This window comes from Paraburkholderia sp. BCC1884 (genome assembly GCF_900996225.1).
Taxonomy (GTDB): Bacteria; Pseudomonadota; Gammaproteobacteria; order Burkholderiales; family Burkholderiaceae; genus Paraburkholderia.
The window spans coordinates 227393-251847 of sequence record NZ_CAAJGL010000090.1; the positions used below are offsets into that span (position 1 = coordinate 227393).

A 24455-nucleotide genomic window follows, 5' to 3' on the forward strand; every position below is an offset into this window, starting at 1 on the left:
GACTCAACGTGTAAGGTCCTTAATTTATTTGGGTTGTGGCTCGACCATTCGGGTTGAATGGAGGGTACATGGCTCAAGTCGATCAGGAACCGCTCGCCGTAGTGATTGGCCGGGCGATCGCGAAACATCGCGTGGCAAGTAGCTTCACGCAGGAACAGGTGGCCGAGGCGCTGGGAATCGGCAATGAGGCGGTATCGCGTATGGAACGCGGTATCGTGATGCCTACCGTGGCGAGACTGGTGGAACTCGCCGACCTGTTTGAATGCAATGCGGCCGACCTGCTGACGGAAGCTAGCAGCCGCACCAGCGATCAGGCGAAGTACGTCGCTCAGCTTCTGGCGAAGCTCGGCGGGAATGACCGGACGATGGTGGTCGAGATCGTTGAGCGGCTGGCTGGACGACTCGCGAAGCGTTGATGCCAGTCAGTAGTCTTCTGGTAACAGGATCGTCGTGACTGAACGGTCGGCTTCGGTGATGATCCATACTTTCCCGCCGCCCGGTAGGTCATAGCTCGACAACAAGCGTCGGCCGGTGAGCAGTGCCAGTTCGTTCGCCGTCTGGTCTTCGACCGAAAGATCACCCCAATCGCCATGAATATGGCGGGCGAGCAGCAAGATCCCCGATATGTCGACCTCATCGAGTAAGGCCTGAGCGCTTGGCGTGATGACAGGGCGTCCCATCGGGAAACGCGGGCCATTTGCATAGCGGCTCATGCGCGGGTCTCCTGCCAGTGGTTCATGGAAGGCCGGGCCGGATAGCGTCGATGGGCAGATTGATCCTCGCGTGTGTCGCCATCGGGCAGGACATCCTCAAGTCGTTCGATAGTCGTGCTTGAGCGATCCCACTCGGTGATCACCAGAATTCGAGTCTGGTCTGGCAGATGGTAAAGCGAGATCAGGCGCAGACCAGCCACGATTGACAGGTCATTCTGCTTGCGGTCGTCGTCAGACACCGTACCCCAGTCGCCTGAGACATGCCGGAGCAGTACGCTGACGGCCGGAATGCCGTTCACACGCAGTGCCGTGAGTGCGTCCGACGCGACGAGCAGGCGTCCCGGACGGAAAAGCGGTTTAAGCCGAGTAGGCGGATGCAAGGTGACCTCTCCCGAATACGGACGAGCACGGGCCTCCGGATGAACCGGATACGAACTCGTAAAATTGAAAGGAAATACCGGACGCAGGACGCGTTCGGGTTATGGCTTGGACTCGACGAGCTGGCGACGAAGGACGGCGGCCTTCGCCTGTGAGCACCGCAGATGCCGGCGTATGTCGGCGACGGTTGGGCGCGCGAGACCCGCTTCGATATCCCTCGCGAGTTTCGTGACTTCGGTTTCGGGCTCCGTGACCGTGGCCAGTGACTCAGGAGGATCGACTACGACTTCAACTGACACATCGTGGTCATTCGTGACGGTTTCGGGCAGCTCATGGGGCCGCAGTGCAATCCACCAGAGCAGGCAGGCGAGGCATTCGAGCACGAGGGCAAATCCGAGTCCTGCAACAAGTTCGAGGTGCGGGGCCGTGATGTCTGTGACTGTTGCCAGTCTGGACGTTACCGGGTCGGTCATGGCCAAGTCACGTTGCCCCATAACCCGATCGGCTTCGACCTGCGCCCGTCGCACTTCTGCTGCCTCGGCGTCCAGCGCGTCGAGGTGGGCAGTCAGCGTCGCACGTCGAGCGTCCAGTAACGTGCAGTCATGAACGCATCTGCGCGAGCGAAGGTTTGCCAGTCGGCTGACGACGTTTGTACGCTCGTCCATCACGATCGTCAGGCTGCGGTGCGGCGAAATGGGCGAGGCAAAAACCGACGTGACCCGCAATCCGCCCGCGTGCTGCTGCGCCAGCACGAAGAAGGTCGCGTGCCCATAGCAGGCCGTCGCCATGCAGGCGAGCCAGAGCACGGTACCCGCGCAGCGCACGGATATCGGAGCCGGGCGGCATAGCGCTGGGAGCAGGTGGGCGCCCGCAACCAGCACGACCCCGATAGCTACCCACACCAGCCGCTCGGTGATCCATCCGCCGCGCTGCCAGCCGGCCAGTATCGACATGCATACGGCGGTACTAGTTGCCACCGCAGCCAAGACGAGCGCGGGACGATTCGTCATGCAGCCTTCCCGCCGAGCAGGGCGGCACGTTTATCCAGCCGGTCTTTGAGGCGGTGCGTGGATGGCTGACCGGAATGGTCGTGACCGTCATCGTGACTGCGATCGTCAACGGACTCTGCTGGATAGAACTCTTCGGCGACTGCGGCGCTCTCTTCGATACTGTCTTCGAACGCACCATTGGCGAAACCCGCGCGTGCCGCCGCATCGAGTGCTGCCTGGGCAAAGCCCGCCGTCTGTCGGCTAGCATTGAGTTCCCGCGCCTGTGTGATGGCTTCCTGCAAAGAACTCCCCGCCCGTACGCCCAAGTCGACGTAGTAGATTGCCGAGCCGTAACTTTGCGTGGTGGACTTACCGCGCAGCTTCAGTTCCAGCGGCAGACAGGCGAGCAGGCCGCCGGACACCGCGTTGAAATACTGCAGCCGTGCCGAGAGCGTGCGGATAGAGTTGTACGAGGTGGTACGAAAGATAAACGAGCCGAGCTCGTCTTCCTGGCCGATCGTGACGTTCAAGCGCCCGTACGGCTTGCAGCCACCGGCTTCGCCGAACGCGCAGCCATCTGGCGTCGGACAGTCCATTGTGGTGATGCCACCGTCAGTCACACGTTTGCATGTCTCGCCATTTCCGACGCACAAGGGACGGCCCGTCCTGCGGTCAAAGAGACTGTATTCGGCCCTCAGGTTGAGGTCCGGATCGTTGAACAGCATCCGTACAGGTATCGAACGCAGTTTGCCGGTGGTCGCCTTGCGAAGTGTTTCGTTGAGTGGATGGAGGACCCAATCGCCTCGATTGATCACTTGAGTTGTTAAAGTAAACTGGTCGTCTTTCTCGGGGAGTCGCTTGCCGTTCTTCTCGACAATTCTGCCAATCGATATACGGCCGATAGCGGGAGGCGTAATACTGAGGCCCTTGAGCATACTGGTTCTCCGGTAGATAAAGGAAAGAAAGGGGAAAGCTGCGGCGAAGCAATTCAGACGGATACGAGGAACCGGCGTGAACCGGGTTTCGTGAGCGCGTACTGGGAGGTGAATTCCGGATGATCGGCGAGCAGTCGTTTCAGGTCGACGCCCGCGCCATCGCGACTGCGCTTGTACGACACCGAACCGGTCTCAAAGAGCGCCCGGTCGGCTTCGGACATTGCCTGCTGGATCGTCTGCTTGAGTACCGCTTCCTGTGTCTCGCGTTGCTCGATGTCGGCCCGTACCGCAACCAGATCGGCGAACACCGACGACAGGTGACGGTCATCCGAGAAATCAACAGTGCCTCCGGTTCCTGGATAGAGACACCGTAGCGCGCGATCCGCCGATTCCGAGCCGTCCGCCGGTGGCGGTGTATCTGTCTCGACGTAGCGCCAGAACGCAGCTTCGAGTTCGATCAGGCGAGCAATCAGCGCGTCGTCACGCTGGATGCGATGCACTTCGAGTTTCTGTCCACAGAGCAGTACCGCGACATCCGCCGCCTGTTTGCCAGTGACCGCGAGCTGGTGCTGAACCTGGCAGACCACGTATTCGGGTACGCCTTCGCGCCATAGACGTGCACCGAATTCTCCGGCCGTTTTACACTCAAGGATCTGCACATCTGGCATGCCGACGACCTCGCGGTCGATGTTGGCGAGCATCCACGGAATGGTCGAATGCTGAAGTACCGCGTTGACTCGCCTTACCTTGTTGCCCGTCTGTTTGGTGTAAGACGCGGCGACGATCGGTTCAAGGAGTTGGCCCCAGTAGACAGGCTCACTGGTATCGTCTGAGTCCGGCTTTGGCAGGTTGGCGTCACGCCCCGTCTTTGTTAGCCAGAGTTCAAGTTGCGACCGGTACGGACTGAGGCCCACGGCGGCAGCAGCATCACTTCCACCGATCCCGGATTTCCTCACCTCCAGCCAATCCTCGCGCGGCATATTCTTCGTATCCACAAGCCGCAACGCAGCACGATTGCTGCGATGCCCTGTAGGTTCAGGCAAAGACATGTTCAGCCTCCACAAATGAAAATGCCCGGTGGGAGCGATCCCGACCGGGCATCTATGCGGTAATGAAAAGCAATCATGCGACGAGTCTCATGGCCTCGTCCCAGGCTTTTTGCTTAAGGGTGGCTCCCGTACCGAACCATGCAGCATCGCGCCGATGATCTTCGCTGCGAGCGCGTCGATGGTGATCACAATACTCCGTCACTGCATTCAGAAGTCCGAAGGCTGTACCGGATGCCGATGCAAGCATCGCTCCCATACCCTTGCCGGCATACAGTGACTGTACGGCCTTGATGGCGGAATCGTTGGTAGCCGGCACTAGTTGACCCGAGCCGACCGGGTACGTCAGCACGCGACGTAAAAATGCTTCCGCAGCGGTTTCGTTGACCTTGCATTCGGACAGGGCTTTCATCCTCGCGATGAAACCGTCCCAACTGGAAATCGCGATACCCAATTGGCGCTTGACCGCCTGTGCGTCGAACTGGCTACGGTGCGGCACCTTGACGGCCCCGGCCAAATCGCCGAGCGCGATTTGCAAGGTGTTGTTGCAGACCACGCGGACGCTCGTAAATTGAGCTGTCGTAGCAAGGGACCCATCGCATGAGGTCGAAAGCAACAGATAGCCGTTCACTGTGTCCTTGCCCTTGAGCGACACAGACTGGCCGGTACGGGCGAGTGCCCAGAGTTTTTTGCCGTCTTTGAGTACCCCAGCAGTCTCAAGTTGGTAGCCTCCCGCCTCCACGAGATCGCGATAGAACTCGATCAGCTCAATCGGTTGCACAACCGCATACCTGGCAGACACTACGGACAACGGCATTTTGGTATCGGACCGGTAGAGCACCTTCTGCTCGGGGAAGGCGTGGATTGAGCCGAGGTTGGAACCGGTGCTGCCGGAGACAAAGCGGACTTCGGTTTCCTCAATACGCCAGTCCATGCCAGCCTGACGTGCCCAGACTTCGAGCGGCTGATTGGCCGCAAGCTGATTGCCTAGACCATGCCACGGCGTTTCGTTGGCATAGGCCATTGCAGATACAAGATGCATGATTGATGTTCCTGATAAATAGAGTGACAAATGGAAAACGCAAATGCCTACAGCCCCGAAGGGCTGTAGGCATTGAGCGAAAAAAGTGGAGAAGCGAAGGGCGGGCGAGCGTCAGTTAGCGGACGGCTTGCTGAAGGTATGGCGGCACTCCAGACAGGCGAAGTTCGAAAGAACGTGCTCGTCTATCTGCTCTCCGACGGCCGAGCCGGCGGCGCAGCCGGCAGCGCCGCCGAAAAGCGCGCCCATGAGCGCACCGGCCAAGCTACCGACGATCGAGCCGACCGGTCCGGCGACCATACCGAGTGCAGCACCGGCTTCGGCACCGCCGAGTGCAGCGGCAGCGGCGCCGCCAGCACCCGCGACTGTGCCGACAGTGGCGCCAGCCTTACGAGCATAGTCTCGGGTAGTGATGCGCTGCGAACCGCAGCGAGGACAAGAAAGCGAATGAGTCATATATCAGCCTCGCTAAAAAATTCAGGGCAAACAGTGTTGCTCAAGCATTCAGGGGAATGCTCGATGAGGTGATATATTTCCAAGATTTTCTGCGATGCTAGCCTTCGTTCACGCTGAGTCAGCGAATCTGGCTAGACCGAAGCACGATGTCCCACCAGTGACGGCGGCATCTTTTTTTGCAGAACGGATCGCATCGTCGATCGGTGATCGATCACGGACAGACAATGGCTAGTGCCGTCGCACTTATGTTGGAATCTCTGTTTCACCCCAGACAAAAGCACACTCGGTAGCCGAGATCGCAGGCGCGACGCGACGCGACGCGACAGCACTTTAAGTTCTAGTGAGATATGACCGCATCGAAGGTCTTCTGCCACCAGTCCTTCAAGACGGCATCCGCCCAAAACGCTGCCTCACTGGCTGAATGATTCGTCGCATTTTTAACGATTCTCGCGACGATACTCAAACGCCAGGCGAGAAAGACCCTCCTCTCCTCAACAGCGTGTTGAACCAGCCGCTTGAACTCTTCGGGCCCCCACATTGCGTGGAAATACATTGCTTGTAGGAGCGGTTCAATGATTCCTGAACTTGCACACAGAAGCGAGCCGAGGCCGGGTATTTCGTGAAAATGGAACCCGGGTATTTCACTCAACCTCCCCGGAGGAGGTGAGTAAATTAAGTCCTCTGAATTACCGATTCCCGCGAAGATGGCGAAATTCAAAGATTGTTCATCTTTACCGAAGTCTGCGCGAATCTGGGCCAGATGACTCAAAATAAGCCACGCCTGCATGTCTCCGGGTATCCGCTCGTCCATCCCTTCGCCAAAGTGAATTCGAATCCCCTTTTTATCTGTTGTTAATAGTTCGATGACCGCCCCTTCCCGCAATCGACTCTCTTCGGGGACAAGTTCTTGAAGCGCCCGTGCCACAGAGTAGATTCGTTTTCCGTCCTTCAGTCTCACAATTGCGGCTGCAACGCTGAGGTCTCCATAGGGAACAAAATGCGACAAGCCAACGATTTCGTGAAGCATCTCAACAGCAGCCTCATCACTCTCTGCGTCTCGCAGTTCGGTCGTCCACTCAACGGAGACGTGATGAGCCAGAAGTTCCGGTAGCCGGACAACGATTCGGGGGCCAAGCGATCGCGTGTCGGTCCAATGAATGATCCCTTGATCGGACAGCCGCCGGGTTCGTTGCTCACCCGCAGTTTCCTCGAGCACGTTAGCATCTATTGAAGGGGCGCCAAACGTCTCGACGACGCGTTCTGGGTTGCGCCCGTTCTCGCGTATGTCTGCGAGGAAGGCGGACGCTAAGCGTGACAGGTCATGCTTCAACCTCGGATCGGCCCCATATATCGAACTTGCGCGCTCAAGAATGTCGTATGTAGGAATCGGAGGGATAACTGCGGCAGTCACATACTCATCGCCGGATGCCGTCGCGAAAGTTCTGCGAGGATTCTTTGCGGGTATCTGTGACACGACCATCCGCAACGTCCTTGGAATGCGCAAGTCGGCGACAAATTCTCGACCGCTGAGGAATGTTGCGTTGAAATCGTCCCAGATTATCTTGCATGCACATTCAAATTCGTCGTTTGATAGTTCAGTCAGTGTGACTTCGCGCGCGAGTCTGGCAAGCGACGTTTCTTCTGACCGACCAGGTCTTGTCGTCAGCGATGCCCACGTCCAGCTATCTAGTCCAAACACCACATTCAACAAGCCGGCCCCAGCCATATCCAACAACTCGTCCAGAGCGCCAACTGGCGCACCGTCGATGAGCAATGTCAGACCAGCTAGCGACTGCCCAGTGTTTAACCACTGTCTCAGGTCATCCTTAGAGATGCCCGTGCTCAATTCGCGGCTAAGTCGGTTAGCAATGAACTGCAGCACGTCGCCCGCACTTCCAGAATCGACATAAATGCATGGCACTTCCGGGAGATTCCGTACAAGTTGCGCCATCACGCAAGTCACCCCTGCGAGGGGCGGTCCGTGCAAAACAACAACGGGGCTCCCGTCAGAAAGACAGCCAGTAACTTCCTTTACGGCGTCACGCGGAATTTGGAACTTGTCTGCAATAGAACGTCGGAAATCACCTACGGCACCACTGCGACTGACGATACTCTCAAAATTCCAACGTTGCAGCATCTCACGCCAGACCGATGGTTCACTTCCAAGCAACCCCCGGATTGCACCTTCAACAGATTCCGCTGCCAGTTCTGACGCAGATGCCAACACCTTCCGCAAAGCTACAGCATCTGCCTGTTCCGTTGAGACCGATGTCCCGTCATAGGTGCGGATGAAGCGAGTTGAGCCGGGATTTCCATTCGTTACGAGCACGAGAGGTACCATTGGCTGATGAAGTCGGGCATACGATAGACCTTGGTCGATATCGTCGTCGGTTATCTTTACGCTTGGCGCCTTAAGTTCAGCCAGTACAAGTGGCACGTCATCAAGAAATACAACAACATCGGATCTGCCCTTGACGCTCTGCTTTTCGGCTGATGCTCCGTTGATCTTGATCTCATGATGACCGAGCTTTAAATGCAAGTATCGCTCTACCCGGATTTGTCCTTTCAGAAGGGGTAGGGCCTCTTCAATTCTCGCGACAATTGAAGCCTGAAAATCGGCTTCGTTCATCGTCTCCTTCGACGCAATAGGGTCGGTGGATGTGTCTTTGGCCATAGCATTCTTCACAGTAGAAAACAGTATTTGAAGGCTCTGCGCGATAAGAGGGGCGCGAATCGCTTCACGACGACACGGTTCTTGTGCCATGCACGAGAGGTTCGGCTCATCTGAGCATCAATTACGACCCAATCGCGACAAGCAGGACAAGTGCATCTTTCAGTTCGATCTGCCTCAGACGCAGATCGACTTGTGGAGTCCGTATCGCGTTCACGCCAACTTGCGAGTAAGCGAGCGCCCCTCAAGACAACGCGTTAAATTTCTTTTTTTGTCGCCCGAGAAACATTCGCCGCACGAGTCCACGGGAGACTGTTCGCGCTTCATGCACGCGTTGCGACAATCTATCAGAGAAACGGCATCCGATTTAGTTGGCCGTTAAACCCCTATCCAGTCCGACGTGGGTCTGAATCCGGGTGTTGCCGGCACAGCACTTCTATTCGAGATTTCACGTGCTCACGGACCTCCTCGGGGCCCGCATTTGCTCCCATCAGGATATCCGTGTGTGATCGGAAGAGATGGAATCCGCCTTGAAGTCGCGCCACAATTTGTTCGTCGATGAGACTTTGCTCGACGGGGGCACCGAGCCAGCCTTCTGGTAGAGGATACAGTGCGTTCGGATTTCGGAGTAACACAGTGCCCTGCGCCCACGACTCCGATTCCCAATTGTTATCGCCCACTTCGTAGGCAAACACGTCCGGTGTGGTCGAGTTCGGATTTCGCCCCAAGCAAGTCCCCGAATGCACCATTGCGATATTCGGCTCTCGGTGCGCCCCTTGGTGCCCAATACGATTGAACTTGTCTGCAGTTCCCAAATTGCAGAACAGCGGAAATGCACTCCGCGTCCGGCGACCGGAAGAAACTCGACGGGATTCTCTTGTCGCCCACCCTGTGCTCTACGATCGGATACGTTGTTGGCTTCAGGTGCCCATTGGCGTCGCGGTTTGGCCGTTGCCTCATCCCATACAGGTAGCGAACCAACGCAGCACTGGACAGCATTAACGAATCGTCGGCATGATGATCCTGAATGGCCAAGACTATGGGCATGTCGCCGACATGTGGCAGCTCCCAGTATTTCTTTTTGAGCTTTGAATACAGAGGACTGCCCAGACGTATCGGGACAGTGTTCGCCAGATAGTCAGCACGCTGCTCACGTGCCTGCGCTATCTCGCTGATTCTGCCTCGCGGCTCTCCGTTAGGCGAATTCGCAGTAACTACTTCGATCGCAGCCGTGACGCCGTCCTTACTAATCAGAAAATCCGGTCTCTCCCATGTGCGATCGAGCTTATGGCCCGCCTCCCGCAACATGGCGAAAACAAACAACTCGAACAATCTTGCGTCGAAACCAGTCGTCTGCAGTTGCTCGACAAAATTGCCGTCGGGGTCAACAAACTCCTGCTGCAATTCACGGATTATCGCTCTAGCAGGAGCTAAGCTAACACTGTCGCGGAGTTCAATAAATTTCGTGTTGAGGGATCCGGGGGAACGGTTTCGATTGGCAAAGATATCGACAGGCATCTGAACAGTCCATTGATCGAGACGGTGCCCAATCCGCATAGGCATAGGCATATGCATATGCATGTGCGTTCGGTCAAGGCACAGCGGGGAAACAGCGTAGCATTCGAGTTGCGCTCGCCCAGAACCGAGTTGGCCTCGCTCTCGATGAGCAACCCGCCGAGAGTCGCGCAACTGGACACCGCGACGATTGATCAAGCATCTTTAGGTGACGAGCCATTTTTCGACACGAAGCTGATACTCGCCAGCCACTGTCGGCTCCTTCGACATCACGGAATTGCCATGATCTCCCCCGGAGTAAACCAGTCACTCTTTCCCCTAATGTGTGCGAGTGCCGCCGCTGGTTGCTTCGACCATAGAACAAGCGCTAAAGACTCGCGAGCTCGGCTGCAGGTGACGTATAGCAAGCGCAGGCTGCGATCGATGGTGGTTTCTTTCCCGGCATCCACATTTGAAATGTCCGTGTCGCTCAGCTCTTTGCCACCGAAGAGCTTGTCGTACGAAATCTGGAAGCCACCCGCCTGGCTATCGTCCATCACGACCATGACGTGAGGGAACTCGGAGCCCTTCACCACTTGGTGGGTAGCCAGTTCGGAGTTGCCGGCGAGATAGCGCCGGTACCTTCCAAGTTCTTCCCACGGAGCCGCAAACAGCGCGCACCAGCCGCGGCGCATCCTCGCTTGCGTGGTTTCCGTTTCCCTACGAGGGATTGGTGGGGGAGGAGGATCCGACTTGTCTGCAAACGATTCTGCCAGCCGAGCGTGCACGTCAAATAAGTTGGCAGCCAGGATAGGCTCGATAACCTCAGTCACGGTCGCATCCTGGTCGCCACACGCCTTCGCAAAGGCTTGGATCGCCTTGAGCATCTCGTCCGTTCGGACATACCGCTTGACCGCGTCAACCGGAAGGTGGTCGAGGCTTCCGCTGCGCCTGAGCACATCGGTCGCCGCGAATTCATTGACAGTGCCGTCAGGCCGGATACAGGCCTCAAGCTGTGCCAGCTCATTCAGAAGCAGGCGTGCGGCCGAAGGCCCATTATTCTCGCCGCTGCCGACGGGTGCAGCGGCGTTAGGGTCAATCAGGTCCATCGCCTCGTAGACCTTCAGGAACCCTCCTCGGGCCGCCACCAACTTGTGCTCAAGCGCCAAAAGCTGATAGCCGCCAACCTTCCAAGCGTCGCCCTGGATCAACGCCCGCATTTGCTCGGCACACCAGAGTTCGCGAACGCGCTTCTCCTCTGCGGACAAGGAGGCATCCCCAATGAACAGGCGCACCATGCCCCCCGTCTTCTCGATCCGGGGATGCTGCTTGACGCCCGTTGCCGGCTGCGTGCGGCCATGCATCTTCGATTCCCAGATATTGTTGATGAGGGTGACGATGCGGCGCTGGCTGCGATGGTTCATCTGCAATGCAGGCCTCGCCCAACCCTCAGGCACCAAGCCCGGCAGGTCGGAATGACCGTCGGAGTAGATGCGCTGTCGGTGGTCGCCCACGAGGCCCAGCGTAAGCCCACTACCACGGGGCTCCGCGAGCACCATCAGCGCGTCCAGCATGCCTTTCATGGTGTCCTGAGACTCATCAATGAGGACTATCGGATGGCGGTCCCGCAGGATGGTCTGGAGCGTCGGCCTATTTAGCAACAACCAGGCCGTGGCGCTAAGGACGTGCGGGTGCTGGATCGCGCCGGGCCCGAAGGTGTTTCGGTCCGGATGGTAGATGAATTTCTCGGTGTTGCCGAACTGCTCGATATCCGCCTCGATCTCAGCGAACTTCGCTCGGTCGGTGGCGCTAACACCGCGCGGTTTGGCGCCGGCTTTCTCGCGTGCTTTCTCAAGCTCGATCTTCTTCACTGCAATGAGCGCATCGCGGATGTCTTCGTCGAAGCCGTCGATGAGCTCCCAGCAAAAGGAATGGATCGTCGAGACGCTGACTAGGTCGTTGCTTCCCAGACGCCCGTTTATGACCGCCACCGCGTTTTTCGTAAAAGTGACGACACGGATAGATCGACCGTTCAGGCGCAAGCGACGGCCGAGCACGCCACCGGCCTCGTGAGGCACTACCCCTGTGAGCCGGCGCAAGACCTCGACGAGCGTCCTCGTTTTTCCGGAACCGGCACCGGCGAATAGGAAGAAGCTACGCGGCGGCTGTTCGGTCAGATAGCCGCAGATCTCCTCGACAACGCCGGCATCGCGGTCGTTGCTTTCGCGAACCACTGCGTCGCTCATAGCACCACGTCCACACTCGGTTCGAGCTGCGCTTGTAGCCACTCGAGGGCATCCGCGATGTATTTCGGACACGCGATGGTCTCGCCGGCGGCTACCTTCTCGAAGATGCTCGCGGCAAAGTCTCCCTTGCTGAAGGAATCGTGCATCAGCGCGTGCAGTGCATTTGCCAGCTCGGGATGCGTCTTGGCATCGGCGACCATCGAGGCGGCTGCGCCCAGCGCGCCAGTCGGCGGTTTTGTCTTTTTGCCGTCCTTGTCTTCCTTGTCTTTGGACAGGTCTTTGAACCACTCCATGTTGCTCAATATGAGCGAGTCTTCAAAGGAACTCGGCCAAGTGTTGCCTGCCTCAGTGACCGGCAGCTGCCAAGCGAAGCGCACCATGCACTCAGCAACCTCGGTCCACGTCAGGTGTTCGGGCTTGGGGGCCTTGAAGTCGTCCAGCTGCACGAACTTCGGATGCCAATTGCGCAGCGTCGCATTGCCACACTCCAGCCCCGCTTGACCGGTGTTGGCCACCGCCACCCGCACCGGCTGGCCTTTGGCGCCAATCTTCACTTCCACGGGGTCAATGTCGGTGATGACGACGGTGGGGATGCGCAGCCTCTCAACCAGAGGCTTCAATCGATGGGCGTGGCTGCCGCCGATGTCCAGAAAAGAGACGTAACGCCTGTTCAGAGACTCGTAGTCACGCTCCATGAACAGCGGCACCAGCATGCGCTCGGCCACACCCTCCACAAAGATGGCCGCGTTGGCGAACAGCAGGTCGGTGTGTTGAACCCGGAAGTAGCGCTCGGCGAATTGACGCGTCGCGTCATCGCTGCCGAAGACCTGCCCCAGATTGACGACTTCTGTGGTGGGCATCGGGTGGTCCTTGGATTTGGCGATGCGCCGTACATAGCGGAGCCGATCGAAGTTCTCAGCGTGAGCGAGGTGACTCGAATGGGTGCTGATGAGCAACTGGCTCTTCAGCGCCGTCGCCTCCTTGTCGGTCGGGCTGATGAGCTTGTGAGCCTTATCTGGAAAAATTCGTTGCACTTGGACATGCAGGTGGGCCTCCGGCTCCTCGATCATCACCAGATGTACCGGCGTTGGTGAGCCTTTTTCGGGATTCAGGCGAGCGGTCTTGAAGGAGACCAACTGATAACTTAGCGACTGGAGGTTCTGGTAGCCCAAGCCGATGGAGTATTCCGGCAGTAAGTCTTCCGCCGATTCCTTCCTCATGCTGTACTGGACGGCGGTGCCGTGGTCGAGCAAGTCGGCCGTGTGAATGCGAGTCCGGAAGCGGATTTCCTGAGGGTCGTGCAGCCCGGGGTAGCCGAGCTCCTTGACCTCCTCAACGGAGGGAGCGATGGCGTCGTGGATCTTCCGGTCGAGCTCCTTCTGCGCCTCGGCCACGGCCTTGATAAGATCGGCGCGGTGACCGTGCCCGGTCGCGGCTACGTTCAGGTGCCGCCGTGCAAATTGCAGCAACTGGTTGGAGAACATGCCCACGCGATGAGGACCGGAGGTCGATCGAGAGCCTGACTCCTCGCTGCCCAAGCCGCGCTGCGCTGCTACGAAATCGACGCGAATCAGCTTTGACAAATGCTTGCGCTCGATTGGCAGCGCGTCTGCCGCCAAAACCTGCGTCTTGTAGGCCCCCTTCCCGTCCAACGGATTGTTCTCTGCGTCTAGCTTGTAGGCCCTGACCTGCCCCATCTTCGAAGGTTCACGTAACCAATAGTCGAGTAGATCAATGGGCCACGCCAGCGAATCACTGCCCATGTCCTTCACGGGAAGGCGGGCCGTGCGATACGACCAGGCCAACTCCTTGAGCGAATCGAGATCGGTCGCCGGCTCCAGGCGCAACCGAACACCGACCGCGCCATCCTGCCAATTAAACTTCGACAGGAACGGTGCCACGAAGTGGTACATGCCCGCCTCTGCATTGAACCAAAGGTCGAGCGTCGGCATCGCCGACAGCAGTGTGGCGAGCTGAGCCGCCCAGTCATTGGTATCGGTGCCCGCAGCCGTTGTCGGATCTTCGTCAAGCGCCTCCCATTGCTTTCCCATTTCCCGCAGCTTCGTCCACTGCGACAGGCTGATATCGAAGGCACCGAACGCCGAGCCATCTGAGAGGAAATTCCGCAATGCCGCGAGCACCGAGGTCTTACCACTGTTGTTAGCTCCGACGAGAATGGTAGTCTTTTCGTCGATCTCAAGTTGGACCTTGCCCAGTCGACGGAACTGGCAAAGCTCCAAGAATCGGAGGCTAACGCTTCCCGAACTGGGAGTGACAACAGCTTCTTTTTCGGTCATGGCCTTGTGTATTCGTTACTTATCGACCGTGCTTTGCACGGACTAGCGTCACGTGAGGCTCGACACTGTGCTGCACGGTTCGATCCGTGCGTGACCTCTCGAGCTCCTCAGCATTCAGAGTGGAATGCTAATCCCAAAAGAAGCCCATCCGGAAGCTCTTCCTCGCCATTTACCGTAAAGCTAGGACTTAGGTCATTGCGACATGCGTGACAGAGAACAAGAGAGGCTCCGAAATCGTGCTACCCGGCGTAGCCCTTTCCCGAGCCCACCTTGTTGACTTCGGGACTTCCATCGAGTGGAAGCCGTCAGAAAGAATGCAAACTGACTCACGCCGTCATGCGCGGTGGGCTAAGGTCGGCGCTTTAGATCCTACAGCTCGATCTACACAGTGAGGAATTTTTGATACTTCGCGGCGAGCAATGCAAACTCGCCCCATCCCAAACCTGATACCGCCAATCCGACGCCGTTCGATGTGATTTTTCCCCAAAAGAGCACGATACGACCTGCAGATTCGTCGTTGATACCTTTCTCCTCTTGCTCGCCCGCTGGGACCTTGATCGTGAAATCGACAATATCCGGATGAGCCTGCAGTCTGGTCATGCGGATATTGGTAGGCTTTGGGTGAATACCGGCATTCCGGGAACGCAGGATGGTTCCGTAATAGAGGCGAGGAACTGCGCATTCCTCTGTTACAGTCGCAATGTCGATCAAGATGTCGCTTAGCTTGCGAGCAACATCGGTGCTAGGAAGCACGAAGTACTTGTAGAGATTGACATCAAAGCGCCGGCACAACCCTGCAATTGTCGTGATCCTGCTGGGAAGCGCAAACGTTTCGCCGCGATGCCTCCCAATGGGAACTTCTGCGACTGGCCCAACGTTATCCTCGACAGCACTTTGCCCGTACGGCTCGGCGTCTCCATGCGGTTTGAGCGGCCGGTCTGCCATAAAGGAACTGATAATCGCGAGCTGGTCACTCGCAATAGCCTGCTTCGCATCTTCTTCCGTCAGATACCTCTTCCCGTCGGCCAGTGGCGTGCGAAGTGAGCAAGGTATCTCACGGTAGGTTGACCGGTGCATAAAGCAGCATGATCGACCATTCGAAAAGCGATCCTTGTCTTTCGGCGAGCGGGATATGGGCGTGAAGCATTCAGGACAATAGAGGCTATCCTCCATGTCCGCTGTATATTCCGAAGGAATCACCATATCGGCATTCGTCGGCCGCACGCGATTCGCCCCGTCATAGCTCCAATTTGGATCGTGCAAGGCATGATTGATTCTATTGCTGGAAGCCATCCCGTATCCCGTCGACCTGTGCATCGATTCTAGCTAATTTACCGCAGTTCGCTTGACGCAGTTCCTCCGCTCATCGCTTGCAGGTACCGCCCCTTGTCGCGATATGATCACGACATTAATCGAATTATCGGCAGCCCGCCGAAAAGCTGAACAGGCATTTCACGATGTAGGTGATTGCGACCGGTAAGCTCGGAGCAATCCACAATACGACTATGGCCTACGACTATCGGTCAAAGTACCTCGTACCGAATAGCTTATCGTCCTCGGTTCGATCTCTCGGTACTTGGTTGGACTTCGCCATGTAGTTTTCGATGAACAGGCGCAGGGAGTCACGCTTCGGATCATTACGACGATTGACTTGCCCGAGGCCGACCCCCCATCGATGCTCTAAATCCGCCTTATAGGCATTGGAATTCCAATAGGTACCCCGTCCTTTCGTGATGTCGTGCTCCCAATACTCACCTAGCGCCCTACAGATCGGCACATCAGCTCTGCGGTCACCTCGATAGAAAACGAGAAGATGCAGATGTAATCCTGAGCGTTTACCTTCTTCGAGTTTCCAGATTACCCCACGAATGCCTCGCAACAACTCACTGTCGTAGTCTTCCATGTGGCGGAAGAATCGATCTCGATGACCTTGGATGGTGCTAAGCGTCATGTCTTCGCGATAAAGCTTTTTATAGTTCAGTGTCGGGAAGAGAAGCAGATAGCGTGAGCTGTCGTCGAACATTTTTTCTTCAAAATTCAAACCTTTACGTCTATTCCTGCGGACTCTCGCTTGTTCAGCCTTACGGCGTCTGATCGCATCGTTACGGCTGATGCCATCGTCATAGCGGTTTTCATCAAACATGATTGATCTCGTCTGTGGTTATGCCAACGGATCAACTGTGCTGATATTTTTTTATTCGATATGAGGATCGTGTAACTGATAGCCACCCTCACTCATCGTTCATGTGATTGCTTTGATTTATATTCGATTGGATAGTGGTATTCGTTTATCTATTCCATAAAAAGCAATGACAAGGACAGGGAAACAGCCTGCTGCAAGACAAATCCCCGACGTAGCTCGCAGCCAACGTCAGGGAAATGGGATTTTTTTGCATGGGCTTTTATGTCGCCATCAACAAGGTCAAACGATCATGATCGATCTCCCCCCCGGCTCATGTAGGTCATGAATGTTTCCCGCGTCGAAAGCTGGTCTGGAAGGTTCATCTCGTCCAGCCAGAAAGGAGCTGATTCATCGGGTGAGCCATCACCCGCTTCAGGCAGATTGCGCTCTTCTGCCCAAAACTGGGTCGAGTCTCCCGACTTTTCGTCTTGGTCGTGTTTTTCGTCTTTTCCGTCTTTTTCGACTTTGGGGATGTCATCGTCATAGCGACCCTCATCACGCGAGCCACGCTCCTGGTAGCGGCTTCTCGGACGATCAGACTCATCGCGACGACGGATACGGCGATCCTCCTGGTGGTCAGCACGCGAACGGTCACGAAGATTGTCAAAATCCGAGACTGAAAGCACCCAGTACCATGCGCCACGCGAGTACCCAGGCTCCTTCATCGACTTCCCACCCAGCTCCGCCAGTGCCTTGCGCAGGTTCTCGGGCGTATAGCCCTGGGCCTGCCCACTGCTGATTGCCTCGTTAGCCTGCACCGGACCACCGCGAAGCAGGTCACCGATGAATTCCATTTCAGACACCAACTCATCCTCGACGGCCGCAGTATTGGACTCGGCAGCGCGGACAATGGCCTCAGGGTCACCGATCAAATCTTGCGTGTCCCACTTCAAAGCAGTCGCATCAGCGATGCCATTTTCCGCCTCAAGGCGGACAGAGTCGATCGTGAAGGCATGGCCGCCATCGGTGGGACCAAGATTAGACTTGCCACGAACCAGCACACCACGAACGGGATTCTCCCGAGACGTTCCAGTACCTGCAATCCTGCTGACGAACAGTACGACACGAGAGACAGCCAGGTAGGCAACGCTACCGTTGATGCGATCCGCCAACTTCTTCTTTGACGAGGCTTTCGCCAGATGGCGCACACCGATGATGGCGAGACCTTCCTGTTCGGCCAGCAAGATCAGGGGTTCGAGGTATTTGCGCACGGCATCGTTATTGTTCGTGTTGCCGGAACCCGATGGCAGCGGGTCGATAGCGATGACGCGAACATCGATCCCATCGGCGCGCAATCGCTTGATTTCGCTGACCAGCTCAGGCATGTCCGAGGGGCGGAAATATCGTTTCTTGCCATGCTCTGCCATGCCACGCAAAACCAGGACATTTTCCAGGTTGGCACCTGCGGCAATGAGGCGACCCATGACCGTTTCCTGAATGCTGTCTTCGCTCGTCCAGTACAGGCAAAACACTTTAGGCGCACGAGTGCCATCGGGAAGCAACCCGCCTGTGGAGAACGCCGCGAGCAGATCGGCCAGCAAGGTCGTTTTGCCGGAACCCGGCTCGCCGACCAGCAGGTGCAGTTTGCCGATGGCAAGCCAGAATTTCCAAAGCCACTCGATTGCCAGGAGCGCAATGTCGGAGGCATGTTCGATGATGGGGCCGTTGCGCTTTGGCGAAGAGTTAGCGTTATGCATAATGATCCTCCCCACGCTGGGCGCCTACCATGGCAGACAGAATGGGCGTGAAGGTAGGCAGCACTTCGGCCCCCTTTGCCCGGACATACTTTTCGCGCAAGGCGCGGCACTCAAGTTCGAGCAGGAGCGAGGCCTTTTTTGCGATGTCGTTAGGTTCGATCAAGCCGCACCACGAGCATTGCGGCTCTCTCCAATGGTGGGTATGTCCATCGCCATCCGTCACCTCGTCCCACAGGCGGTGTACCTCGTCTGCGAGGTCTTTCAATGCAGTGATCCTACGGCTATCGACCAGAAAAACCGCACCGAGATATAAGCCATGGACTCGCGAGAAATTGACCGTGATGACACCACCTCGAAGCAGATCCTTGACGGATACCGCGGAGTCGAGACCAGCTTGCAGGGTATGCATGTCGTTCTCGATCAAGGCGATATGGGGCCGATGCAGTATGTCGGGCTTGTGAGGCACCTTTTCACCCGACATTTCCTGTTGCAACAGACGTTCGTTACCCTTCGCGCGCTCGTGTAGCGAATACGCGGCCGCCTCGTTTGCCGGGACGAAAGTCTTACGCAAAAGTGCCACCTTGTGCGCGAACACCGGCTCGTTACCGGAAAAAGCGGCTTCGACGGTATGCTTGGCTGTCATCGAATCGGCATCGCTCCTGCGTTGCCACTGGATTGCGCGCGCTATAGCTTGGGTGCGCTCCCCTTGATCGCGAACCCGTTCGAACAGGTCGCGGATAGACAAGTCCATTTCCCTGCAGTCGGCCATTGTGCCAACAAGCTGGTTGAAACGGCTCGGCAGCAAGTTGCGCAGCAGGACGTCAATGACGGGAGCAAGGTCACAGTCGGGACTCGGAAGGTCTCGGCACACCTTCAGGCGACCGATTTGATTATCCAGTTCCTGTTCGCTCAAGAACATGCGACGTCCATTGAAAATCTGCGCAGTAAGCTTGACCGCCGCACGCAGCTTTCGGGGGTAATCGTCCACAAACGAATACGTGGTGCCGTCAAGGCAATGGGCGATGCCGTAGTCAATGCCTGCTTGCTGGATGCAAACATCATGCTTGCTCGGGCTAAGCGCATCGTTCGCGTAGGAAGTGTTGTTCATCACACCACCGCCTTTTCGCTAGGAATGCCACGAACGCGAGGGCGCGACGCGATATAGGCCAAAACCTCACTGAGCCGGTAGCGTACCGACTTCCGTCCTAACCGAACGCCAACGGGGTGAGCCGCGTCATAGGCGTTGGATGCCCGATTCATTTTCTCATACGCACCGCTGCGACTATCCCCGGTAAGCTTGATCAGCTCTTTGATGTCGATAAGTCGATCGCAACAGAAATCAATAGGGTTACTAACTGATACAACATCAGCTTCTGCTTTCAATCGGGCAGCAGACAGCCCTGAAGATACGTGATTCACGCCCACTCCTTTCCGCCTTTGCGGAATCGTTGAACAGTAGATATTCGAAAGTGAAGTTCGCGCGGGAAAAAACACGGCGCGATTAGGCAGAGCGGAACCCTCGATGCGTTGATCGAAACGGTTGCGCCTGAACTGGGGGTTTCTGTGTATTACCCGTGACGGGCTTATATGGAATGTCCCTCGTAGGGACATTCACAACGTAGGTAAGGCTACGTCTTTTGGAGGACGCGCCATCGCGGTCAGTCCGCTGCTGGAGCATCAGGTCAAACTGCTGTAGGTGAGTTATGTCACACACTCTACAGTGGACGCTATTGGATCATCGGATGCACGAAAAATCAATCAAAATTTTGCGCTACACCGTCTGCAGGGGATTCGGTCCCTGGAGCTGAACTGGGCAACAACGTCAGGGCGCCGCCTAGCGCACCGCTGGCGCGGCGGGTTCCTTGGGCAGAGCAGCCTCGGCCACACCAATCGCGTTGAGGTCGAATCGGAGTTTATATTCGAAGAGCGAGACATGCGGCACGACGGCGATCGCTTCGCGCAAACTCTCGTTGATCGAGCGCGCGACGATGACACCGCTCACCGCCTTGCCGTGCGCGAGGTTCAGCGACACCCAACCCATATAGCTCGCGATCTGGCCAATGGCTTTGTCTGGCGCCTCGCCGCGCTTTAACTCGAAGACCACGAAATTGCCGTCGTCATCGACGGCCAGAATGTCGATCCGTCGGCCACTGCTCGTAGGATATTCGCGGCCACTCGACACACCGTCCGAATAGAGGTGCAGGCGCTTGCCGTTGACCGGAATCGATCCGAGGTTGTCGGCGATGAACTCTTGCAACTGTCGTTCCAGGTGAAAGACGGTGTCGGCGAGCGACTCGGAGTCGTCACTGGATTCGGACAACACTTCGGCGTCGTCGTTCAAATCGCCCAAGAGCTCTTCGGCCTGCCCCGCTTCGCCCGGGCGCTGGATGCGCACCTCAGTCAGCGTTTCGACCACGCTCCACCCCATTTTCTCGAAGCCTCGGCGCAGCCCCTGCGAGTTGTCGCCGCCGCTGGCCGCCGCAGACATCCCGGGTGGCATTTGCTCGGGGTGCAGCCGGCACCACTTCTTCATTTCGTGCACTTGCACGCCACCATCGGGCGTGGCCTCGACAATCAAATAGCGCTTCGGGCTCTGTCGTTCCATGGGCGGTCTCTCTTCTCGGCGAGGCCGAGGCCTCCGTTGTTGGCTAGGTAAGTTTAGCGAACTGTGCCCGGCCCGGAGTGAACAACCTGATGCGCGCGAAGGGCGCTGTCCTGGATGGCCTAGGTGCTGCTGATCAAGGCCCGGCGCGACGACGGCGTTTCTGGGAATTGCGCGATAATCACGCGGTCGTAGGCGGCGTTGGGCCGATTGGGCATCCAGCGAAACGAGGATGCATCATTCACTGTGGCAGCGAGTGGACAAGGCTAAACGCTGGCCAAACCCACGAACAAGAGCAACAGATAAATTGCGGTGGTGAAATGGCAAGACCGAAGCGGAAAGCGGACGACTCGATGGGGTCGCTCTTCGAAGAGAACTACCTAGTCCGCACCCTGGGTCATATCGCCCACGACCCGGAGATTGCGCTCACCGAGTTAGTGGCTAACGCTTGGGATGCGGGAGCATCGCTGGTCGATCTCATCATTCCGCCCACGCATAGCCTCGTTTTGAAAGTGCAAGACGATGGCCACGGTATGACGGTTGCCCAGTTCAAGGCCCGGTGGATGAAACTCGGTTACGACCGGACCAAGCATCAAAGCTCAAACGTGGAGTTCCCGCCAGAACGGAAGGGATGGCGGCGACGGGCCTATGGGCACAATGGCGTCGGGCGTCATGGCTTGTTGTGCTTCGCCGATCAATATTCGGTCGAAACCTGGCGCGAGGATAAGGGTGCGAGCTTTGACATCGGCACGCAAGGTCAGGAGTCACCTTTTAAGATCGAAAAGGAAGGCGCCTTTTTGCGAGCGGGGCACGGAACGAGGCTCTCAGTGATCGTCGAGCGGCATCTGCCCGACCCCGACCGGATTCGCGAGATTCTGTCCGCCCGCTTCCTACACGATCCGCAATTCGTCGTACGGGTCAACGGTCAGTCTGTCGAGTTGGCGGATCAAATGGGGCTGATCGAGCGAATGGATCTTTCAATCGTAGGGTATCCGCCAGCCGAGGCCTACGTCGTGGACTCTACGCGAGTTGCCAAATCGACGATTTACCAAGGGATTGCATTCTGGGTGAATGGTCGCCTGGTCGGCACACCCGGTTGGGTCGTCGGCTCCGAGGCGGTCCTCGACGGTCGCGCTCGATTTGCAAAGCGCTACGCGATAGTGGTCAAGACCAGTGATGGCTGGATGTCGGAGGTCGAACCGGACTGGGCTCGATTCACGAATGGGCCGGCCGTGGACGCTCTGTTTGCGGCGGTTCGACAATACGCCCAGAAAGTGTTTGCGTCTCTGTCTTCCACACTGGTGGAGGAAAGTTCGGAAGAGGCGCTGATTCGCAATCGCGAGCAGTTTAAAGAGCTATCGCAGCTCGGTCGCGCTGAGGTGGCTACCTTCGCGCGTGAGCTCGTGAAAACGACGCCCACGGTCTCCCAAGACGTGCTTTCCGCTGCGGTTCAGGCCTTGATCAATTTGGAGAAGGCGCGCGGCGGCGCCGCTCTGCTTGAAAAGCTCACTAAGCTCGACGAATCAGACATTGATGGGCTTGACCGCCTGCTGAGTCAATGGACCGTTCGCGACGCGTTGTCGGTGCTCGACGAGATCGACCACCGCTTGGCCGTGCTTGCTGCGATTGAGAAGCTGTGTGGAGACGAGGCCACAGACGAACTGCACACGCTGCACCCGTTGGTCACGCAAGCGCGCTGGCTCTTCGGGCCGGAATTTGATAGCAGCGAATATTCATCGAACGTCAGCTTACGAACGTCTGCCGAGAAAATCTTCAAGAAGAGATTGCCCACCGGGGCGTTTATCAATCACAAACAGCGCCCCGACATCGTGGTGCTGGCCGATGCGACGTGCTCGATCGTCGGCACTGAAGGATTCGACCCGGCGGACCCGACGCTCACGCGCATCCAAAATGTCCTGATCATCGAACTCAAGAAGGGTAAGTTTGCGATCGGACGCCAGGAGATGACCCAAGCCGACGGCTATGTGCAAGACTTCCTCGCCAGCGGCGCGCTCGATGGGACGCCCATGTTCAGAGCTTTTGTGGTCGGGCACGAGATTGCGGCGAAGACGACGCGCGAGAAAGAACTCAAAGAAGAGGGCGTTTTGCGAGGTCGAGTTCAAGCAGTCACCTACGGCCAGATCACCCGATCGGCACACCAGCGGTTGTTTCGCCTCAGAGAGCGCATACCGGCTCGTTACGAAGACGTCTCGGGGGCGGATTTGTCTGCGAAAGTAATGCAGACGGCTTCGCAAGTTTTGCTGGCGTTGCCCGCACCAACCCAGGACTAAGAAAAAAGCTCCAAGGCCTGGGCGCATGGAGCTTTTCCGTATGATTTCCGTACAAAATTACAAGACGGCGAGAGCATCTACGCAACCGCTTGATTTTTAATCTGTTTTTGGTGCGCCCGGCTGGGATCGAACCAGCAACCCCTGCCTTCGGAGGGCAGTACTCTATCCATTGAGCTACGGGCGCTTCAACACGACAGCGCGGCAACCAGAATGGATGCGACGCCAAAGCGAGAGCGAAAGAATACCCGGTTTCGGCGCAACCGTCCACCGGACGGCCGATTTAGCCCGGTCCGGCGGGCTCGGCCCAGCTCATCCGATGCGGGTAAACGCCTGCTGAACAGCCCTTCGCGCCCCTCGCCGCCGTCGAAATCTTGCGTCTATAATCGTCCGTGGCTAATAAAGAACAAGAAGTTGCCGTCACGCTGTACCGCTCACATACCCACGGAGACGAGACAAGCATGAGCGAAGCACCACACGAAGCCCCGATCAAAACCCCAGCACAGCTTATCGCCGCGATCATCGCCGGATTTGCTGTGCCGATCGTCATCATCGTGCTGCTCGCGGTCTACGTCGACAATTCGACGCGTACCGGCGCCGGCACCGACTCTCTCTCCGACGCCGAAGTCACCGCCCGCATCAAACCGTTCGCGCAGGTCGATATTCGCGACGCCAACGCGCCACCGGTCTACAAGTCGGGCGAAGAGGTCTACAAGGCGGTTTGCTCCGCGTGTCATGCCTCGGGTGCAGCAGGGGCGCCGAAATTCACCAATACCGCCGATTGGGCCCCGCGCATCGCGCAAGGCTTCGACACGCTGTGGCACACGGCGCTCTCCGGCAAGGGCGCGATGCCTCCGCGCGGCGGCACCAGCCCGGACGACTACAGCGACTTCGAAATCGCCCGCGCGGTGGTGTATATGGCGAACAATTCCGGCGCGAGCTTCCCTGAGCCGGCGCAACCGGCTGCGGGCGCGGCGGCAGCGGCGTCCGGTGCTGCCGCTGCCGCGCCGGCAGGCGCGTCCGACGCGGGCGCGGCTCAGGCCGCCGCAGCAATGGCCGCCATGGCGAGCGTGCCGCAAGCGGCCGCGCCAGCAGCCGGCGGGACGCAAAGCGCAGACGCGTCGCAAGCCGGCAAGGCGTTGTATCAGCAGGTTTGCCAGGCTTGTCACGCGGCAGGCGTGCTGAACGCACCAAAATTCGGCGACAAGGACGCGTGGGCGCCGCGCCTGAAAGATCCGATGGACACGGTTTATAACTACGCGCTGCATGGCAAGGGCGCGATGCCGCCGAAGGGCGGCTCGACTGCCTCCGATGCGGACGTGAAGGCTGCCGTCGACTACATGGTCAGCGCAGTGAAATAAGCCTTCCGCGCCGGCTGCGTGCGTTAAAAAAATCCCTGCTCCGTGGCAACGCGGGCAGGGA

General features: G+C 57.7%; 20 protein-coding genes and 1 tRNA gene. 3 read left to right on the forward strand and 18 right to left on the reverse strand.

Annotated features, from left to right (window positions below; genetic code table 11):
- Positions 1–68: 68 nt before the first annotated feature.
- A complete protein-coding gene (locus FQ705_RS19925; RefSeq protein WP_091797061.1) occupies positions 69–416 on the forward strand; it encodes a helix-turn-helix domain-containing protein in 348 nt (115 codons plus the stop codon).
- Positions 417–422: 6 nt separating this feature from the next.
- Here FQ705_RS19925 and FQ705_RS19930 read toward each other — a convergent pair whose 3' ends face one another.
- From FQ705_RS19930 to FQ705_RS20010, 17 genes are all read right to left on the reverse strand, one after another.
- Complete coding sequence (locus tag FQ705_RS19930) at positions 423–713, reverse strand: hypothetical protein (RefSeq protein ID WP_091797059.1); 291 nt, start codon at positions 711–713, stop codon at positions 423–425.
- Positions 710–1012, reverse strand: coding sequence for a hypothetical protein (locus tag FQ705_RS19935; protein WP_260854577.1), 303 nt, complete (start codon positions 1010–1012; stop codon positions 710–712). The genes FQ705_RS19930 and FQ705_RS19935 overlap by 4 nt, the downstream gene beginning before the upstream one ends.
- A gap of 180 nt (positions 1013–1192) precedes the next feature.
- The gene (locus FQ705_RS19940; protein WP_144143776.1) at positions 1193–2101 is read right to left on the reverse strand and encodes a hypothetical protein; all 909 of its coding nucleotides are present in this window, start codon (positions 2099–2101) and stop codon (positions 1193–1195) included.
- Positions 2098–3015 (reverse strand): phage capsid protein, encoded by a 918-nt coding sequence (locus tag FQ705_RS19945; protein WP_144143777.1) that lies wholly within the window; start codon positions 3013–3015, stop codon positions 2098–2100. Before FQ705_RS19945 ends, FQ705_RS19940 begins: the two co-directional genes overlap by 4 nt.
- Positions 3016–3068: 53 nt before the next feature.
- Positions 3069–4064 (reverse strand): YqaJ viral recombinase family protein, encoded by a 996-nt coding sequence (locus FQ705_RS19950; protein ID WP_144143778.1) that lies wholly within the window; start codon positions 4062–4064, stop codon positions 3069–3071.
- Between the two features lie 73 nt (positions 4065–4137).
- Positions 4138–5103, reverse strand: coding sequence for a DUF932 domain-containing protein (locus tag FQ705_RS19955; RefSeq protein WP_144143779.1), 966 nt, complete (start codon positions 5101–5103; stop codon positions 4138–4140).
- A gap of 111 nt (positions 5104–5214) precedes the next feature.
- Positions 5215–5556 (reverse strand): hypothetical protein, encoded by a 342-nt coding sequence (locus FQ705_RS19960; RefSeq protein ID WP_144143780.1) that lies wholly within the window; start codon positions 5554–5556, stop codon positions 5215–5217.
- Between the two features lie 337 nt (positions 5557–5893).
- Positions 5894–8185, reverse strand: coding sequence for a type I restriction enzyme HsdR N-terminal domain-containing protein (locus tag FQ705_RS19965; RefSeq protein ID WP_186307923.1), 2292 nt, complete (start codon positions 8183–8185; stop codon positions 5894–5896).
- 711 nt (positions 8186–8896) lie between these two features.
- A complete protein-coding gene (locus FQ705_RS19970; RefSeq protein WP_144143782.1) occupies positions 8897–9745 on the reverse strand; it encodes a hypothetical protein in 849 nt (282 codons plus the stop codon).
- Between the two features lie 266 nt (positions 9746–10011).
- The gene (locus FQ705_RS19975; protein WP_144143783.1) at positions 10012–11967 is read right to left on the reverse strand and encodes a UvrD-helicase domain-containing protein; all 1956 of its coding nucleotides are present in this window, start codon (positions 11965–11967) and stop codon (positions 10012–10014) included.
- The gene (locus FQ705_RS19980) at positions 11964–14264 is read right to left on the reverse strand and encodes an AAA family ATPase (RefSeq protein WP_144143784.1); all 2301 of its coding nucleotides are present in this window, start codon (positions 14262–14264) and stop codon (positions 11964–11966) included. The genes FQ705_RS19975 and FQ705_RS19980 overlap by 4 nt, the downstream gene beginning before the upstream one ends.
- Before the next feature lie 381 nt (positions 14265–14645).
- Positions 14646–15557 (reverse strand): hypothetical protein, encoded by a 912-nt coding sequence (locus tag FQ705_RS19985; RefSeq protein WP_260854578.1) that lies wholly within the window; start codon positions 15555–15557, stop codon positions 14646–14648.
- Between the two features lie 223 nt (positions 15558–15780).
- Entirely contained in the window at positions 15781–16407 is a 627-nt protein-coding gene (locus FQ705_RS19990; protein WP_144143785.1) for a hypothetical protein, read from the reverse strand.
- A gap of 287 nt (positions 16408–16694) precedes the next feature.
- On the reverse strand, positions 16695–18143 hold the full coding sequence (locus FQ705_RS19995) for an AAA family ATPase (RefSeq protein WP_144143786.1): 1449 nt from the start codon (positions 18141–18143) through the stop codon (positions 16695–16697).
- On the reverse strand, positions 18136–19251 hold the full coding sequence (locus FQ705_RS20000; RefSeq protein WP_144143787.1) for a hypothetical protein: 1116 nt from the start codon (positions 19249–19251) through the stop codon (positions 18136–18138). Before FQ705_RS20000 ends, FQ705_RS19995 begins: the two co-directional genes overlap by 8 nt.
- Positions 19251–19562, reverse strand: a complete 312-nt coding sequence (locus FQ705_RS34145) for a helix-turn-helix transcriptional regulator (protein WP_186307925.1) — start codon at positions 19560–19562, stop codon at positions 19251–19253. Before FQ705_RS34145 ends, FQ705_RS20000 begins: the two co-directional genes overlap by 1 nt.
- 415 nt (positions 19563–19977) lie before the next feature.
- Entirely contained in the window at positions 19978–20748 is a 771-nt protein-coding gene (locus FQ705_RS20010; protein ID WP_144143789.1) for an endonuclease NucS domain-containing protein, read from the reverse strand.
- 350 nt (positions 20749–21098) lie between these two features.
- On the opposite strand from FQ705_RS20010, the gene FQ705_RS20015 reads away from it, so the two are divergent.
- A complete protein-coding gene (locus FQ705_RS20015; RefSeq protein WP_144143790.1) occupies positions 21099–23036 on the forward strand; it encodes an ATP-binding protein in 1938 nt (645 codons plus the stop codon).
- A gap of 108 nt (positions 23037–23144) precedes the next feature.
- On the opposite strand, the gene FQ705_RS20020 is transcribed toward FQ705_RS20015, so the two are convergent.
- Positions 23145–23220, reverse strand: a tRNA-Arg gene (locus tag FQ705_RS20020).
- A 274-nt stretch (positions 23221–23494) separates the two neighbouring features.
- On the opposite strand from FQ705_RS20020, the gene FQ705_RS20025 reads away from it, so the two are divergent.
- Positions 23495–24394, forward strand: a complete 900-nt coding sequence (locus FQ705_RS20025; RefSeq protein ID WP_144143791.1) for a c-type cytochrome — start codon at positions 23495–23497, stop codon at positions 24392–24394.
- Positions 24395–24455: the final 61 nt, after the last annotated feature.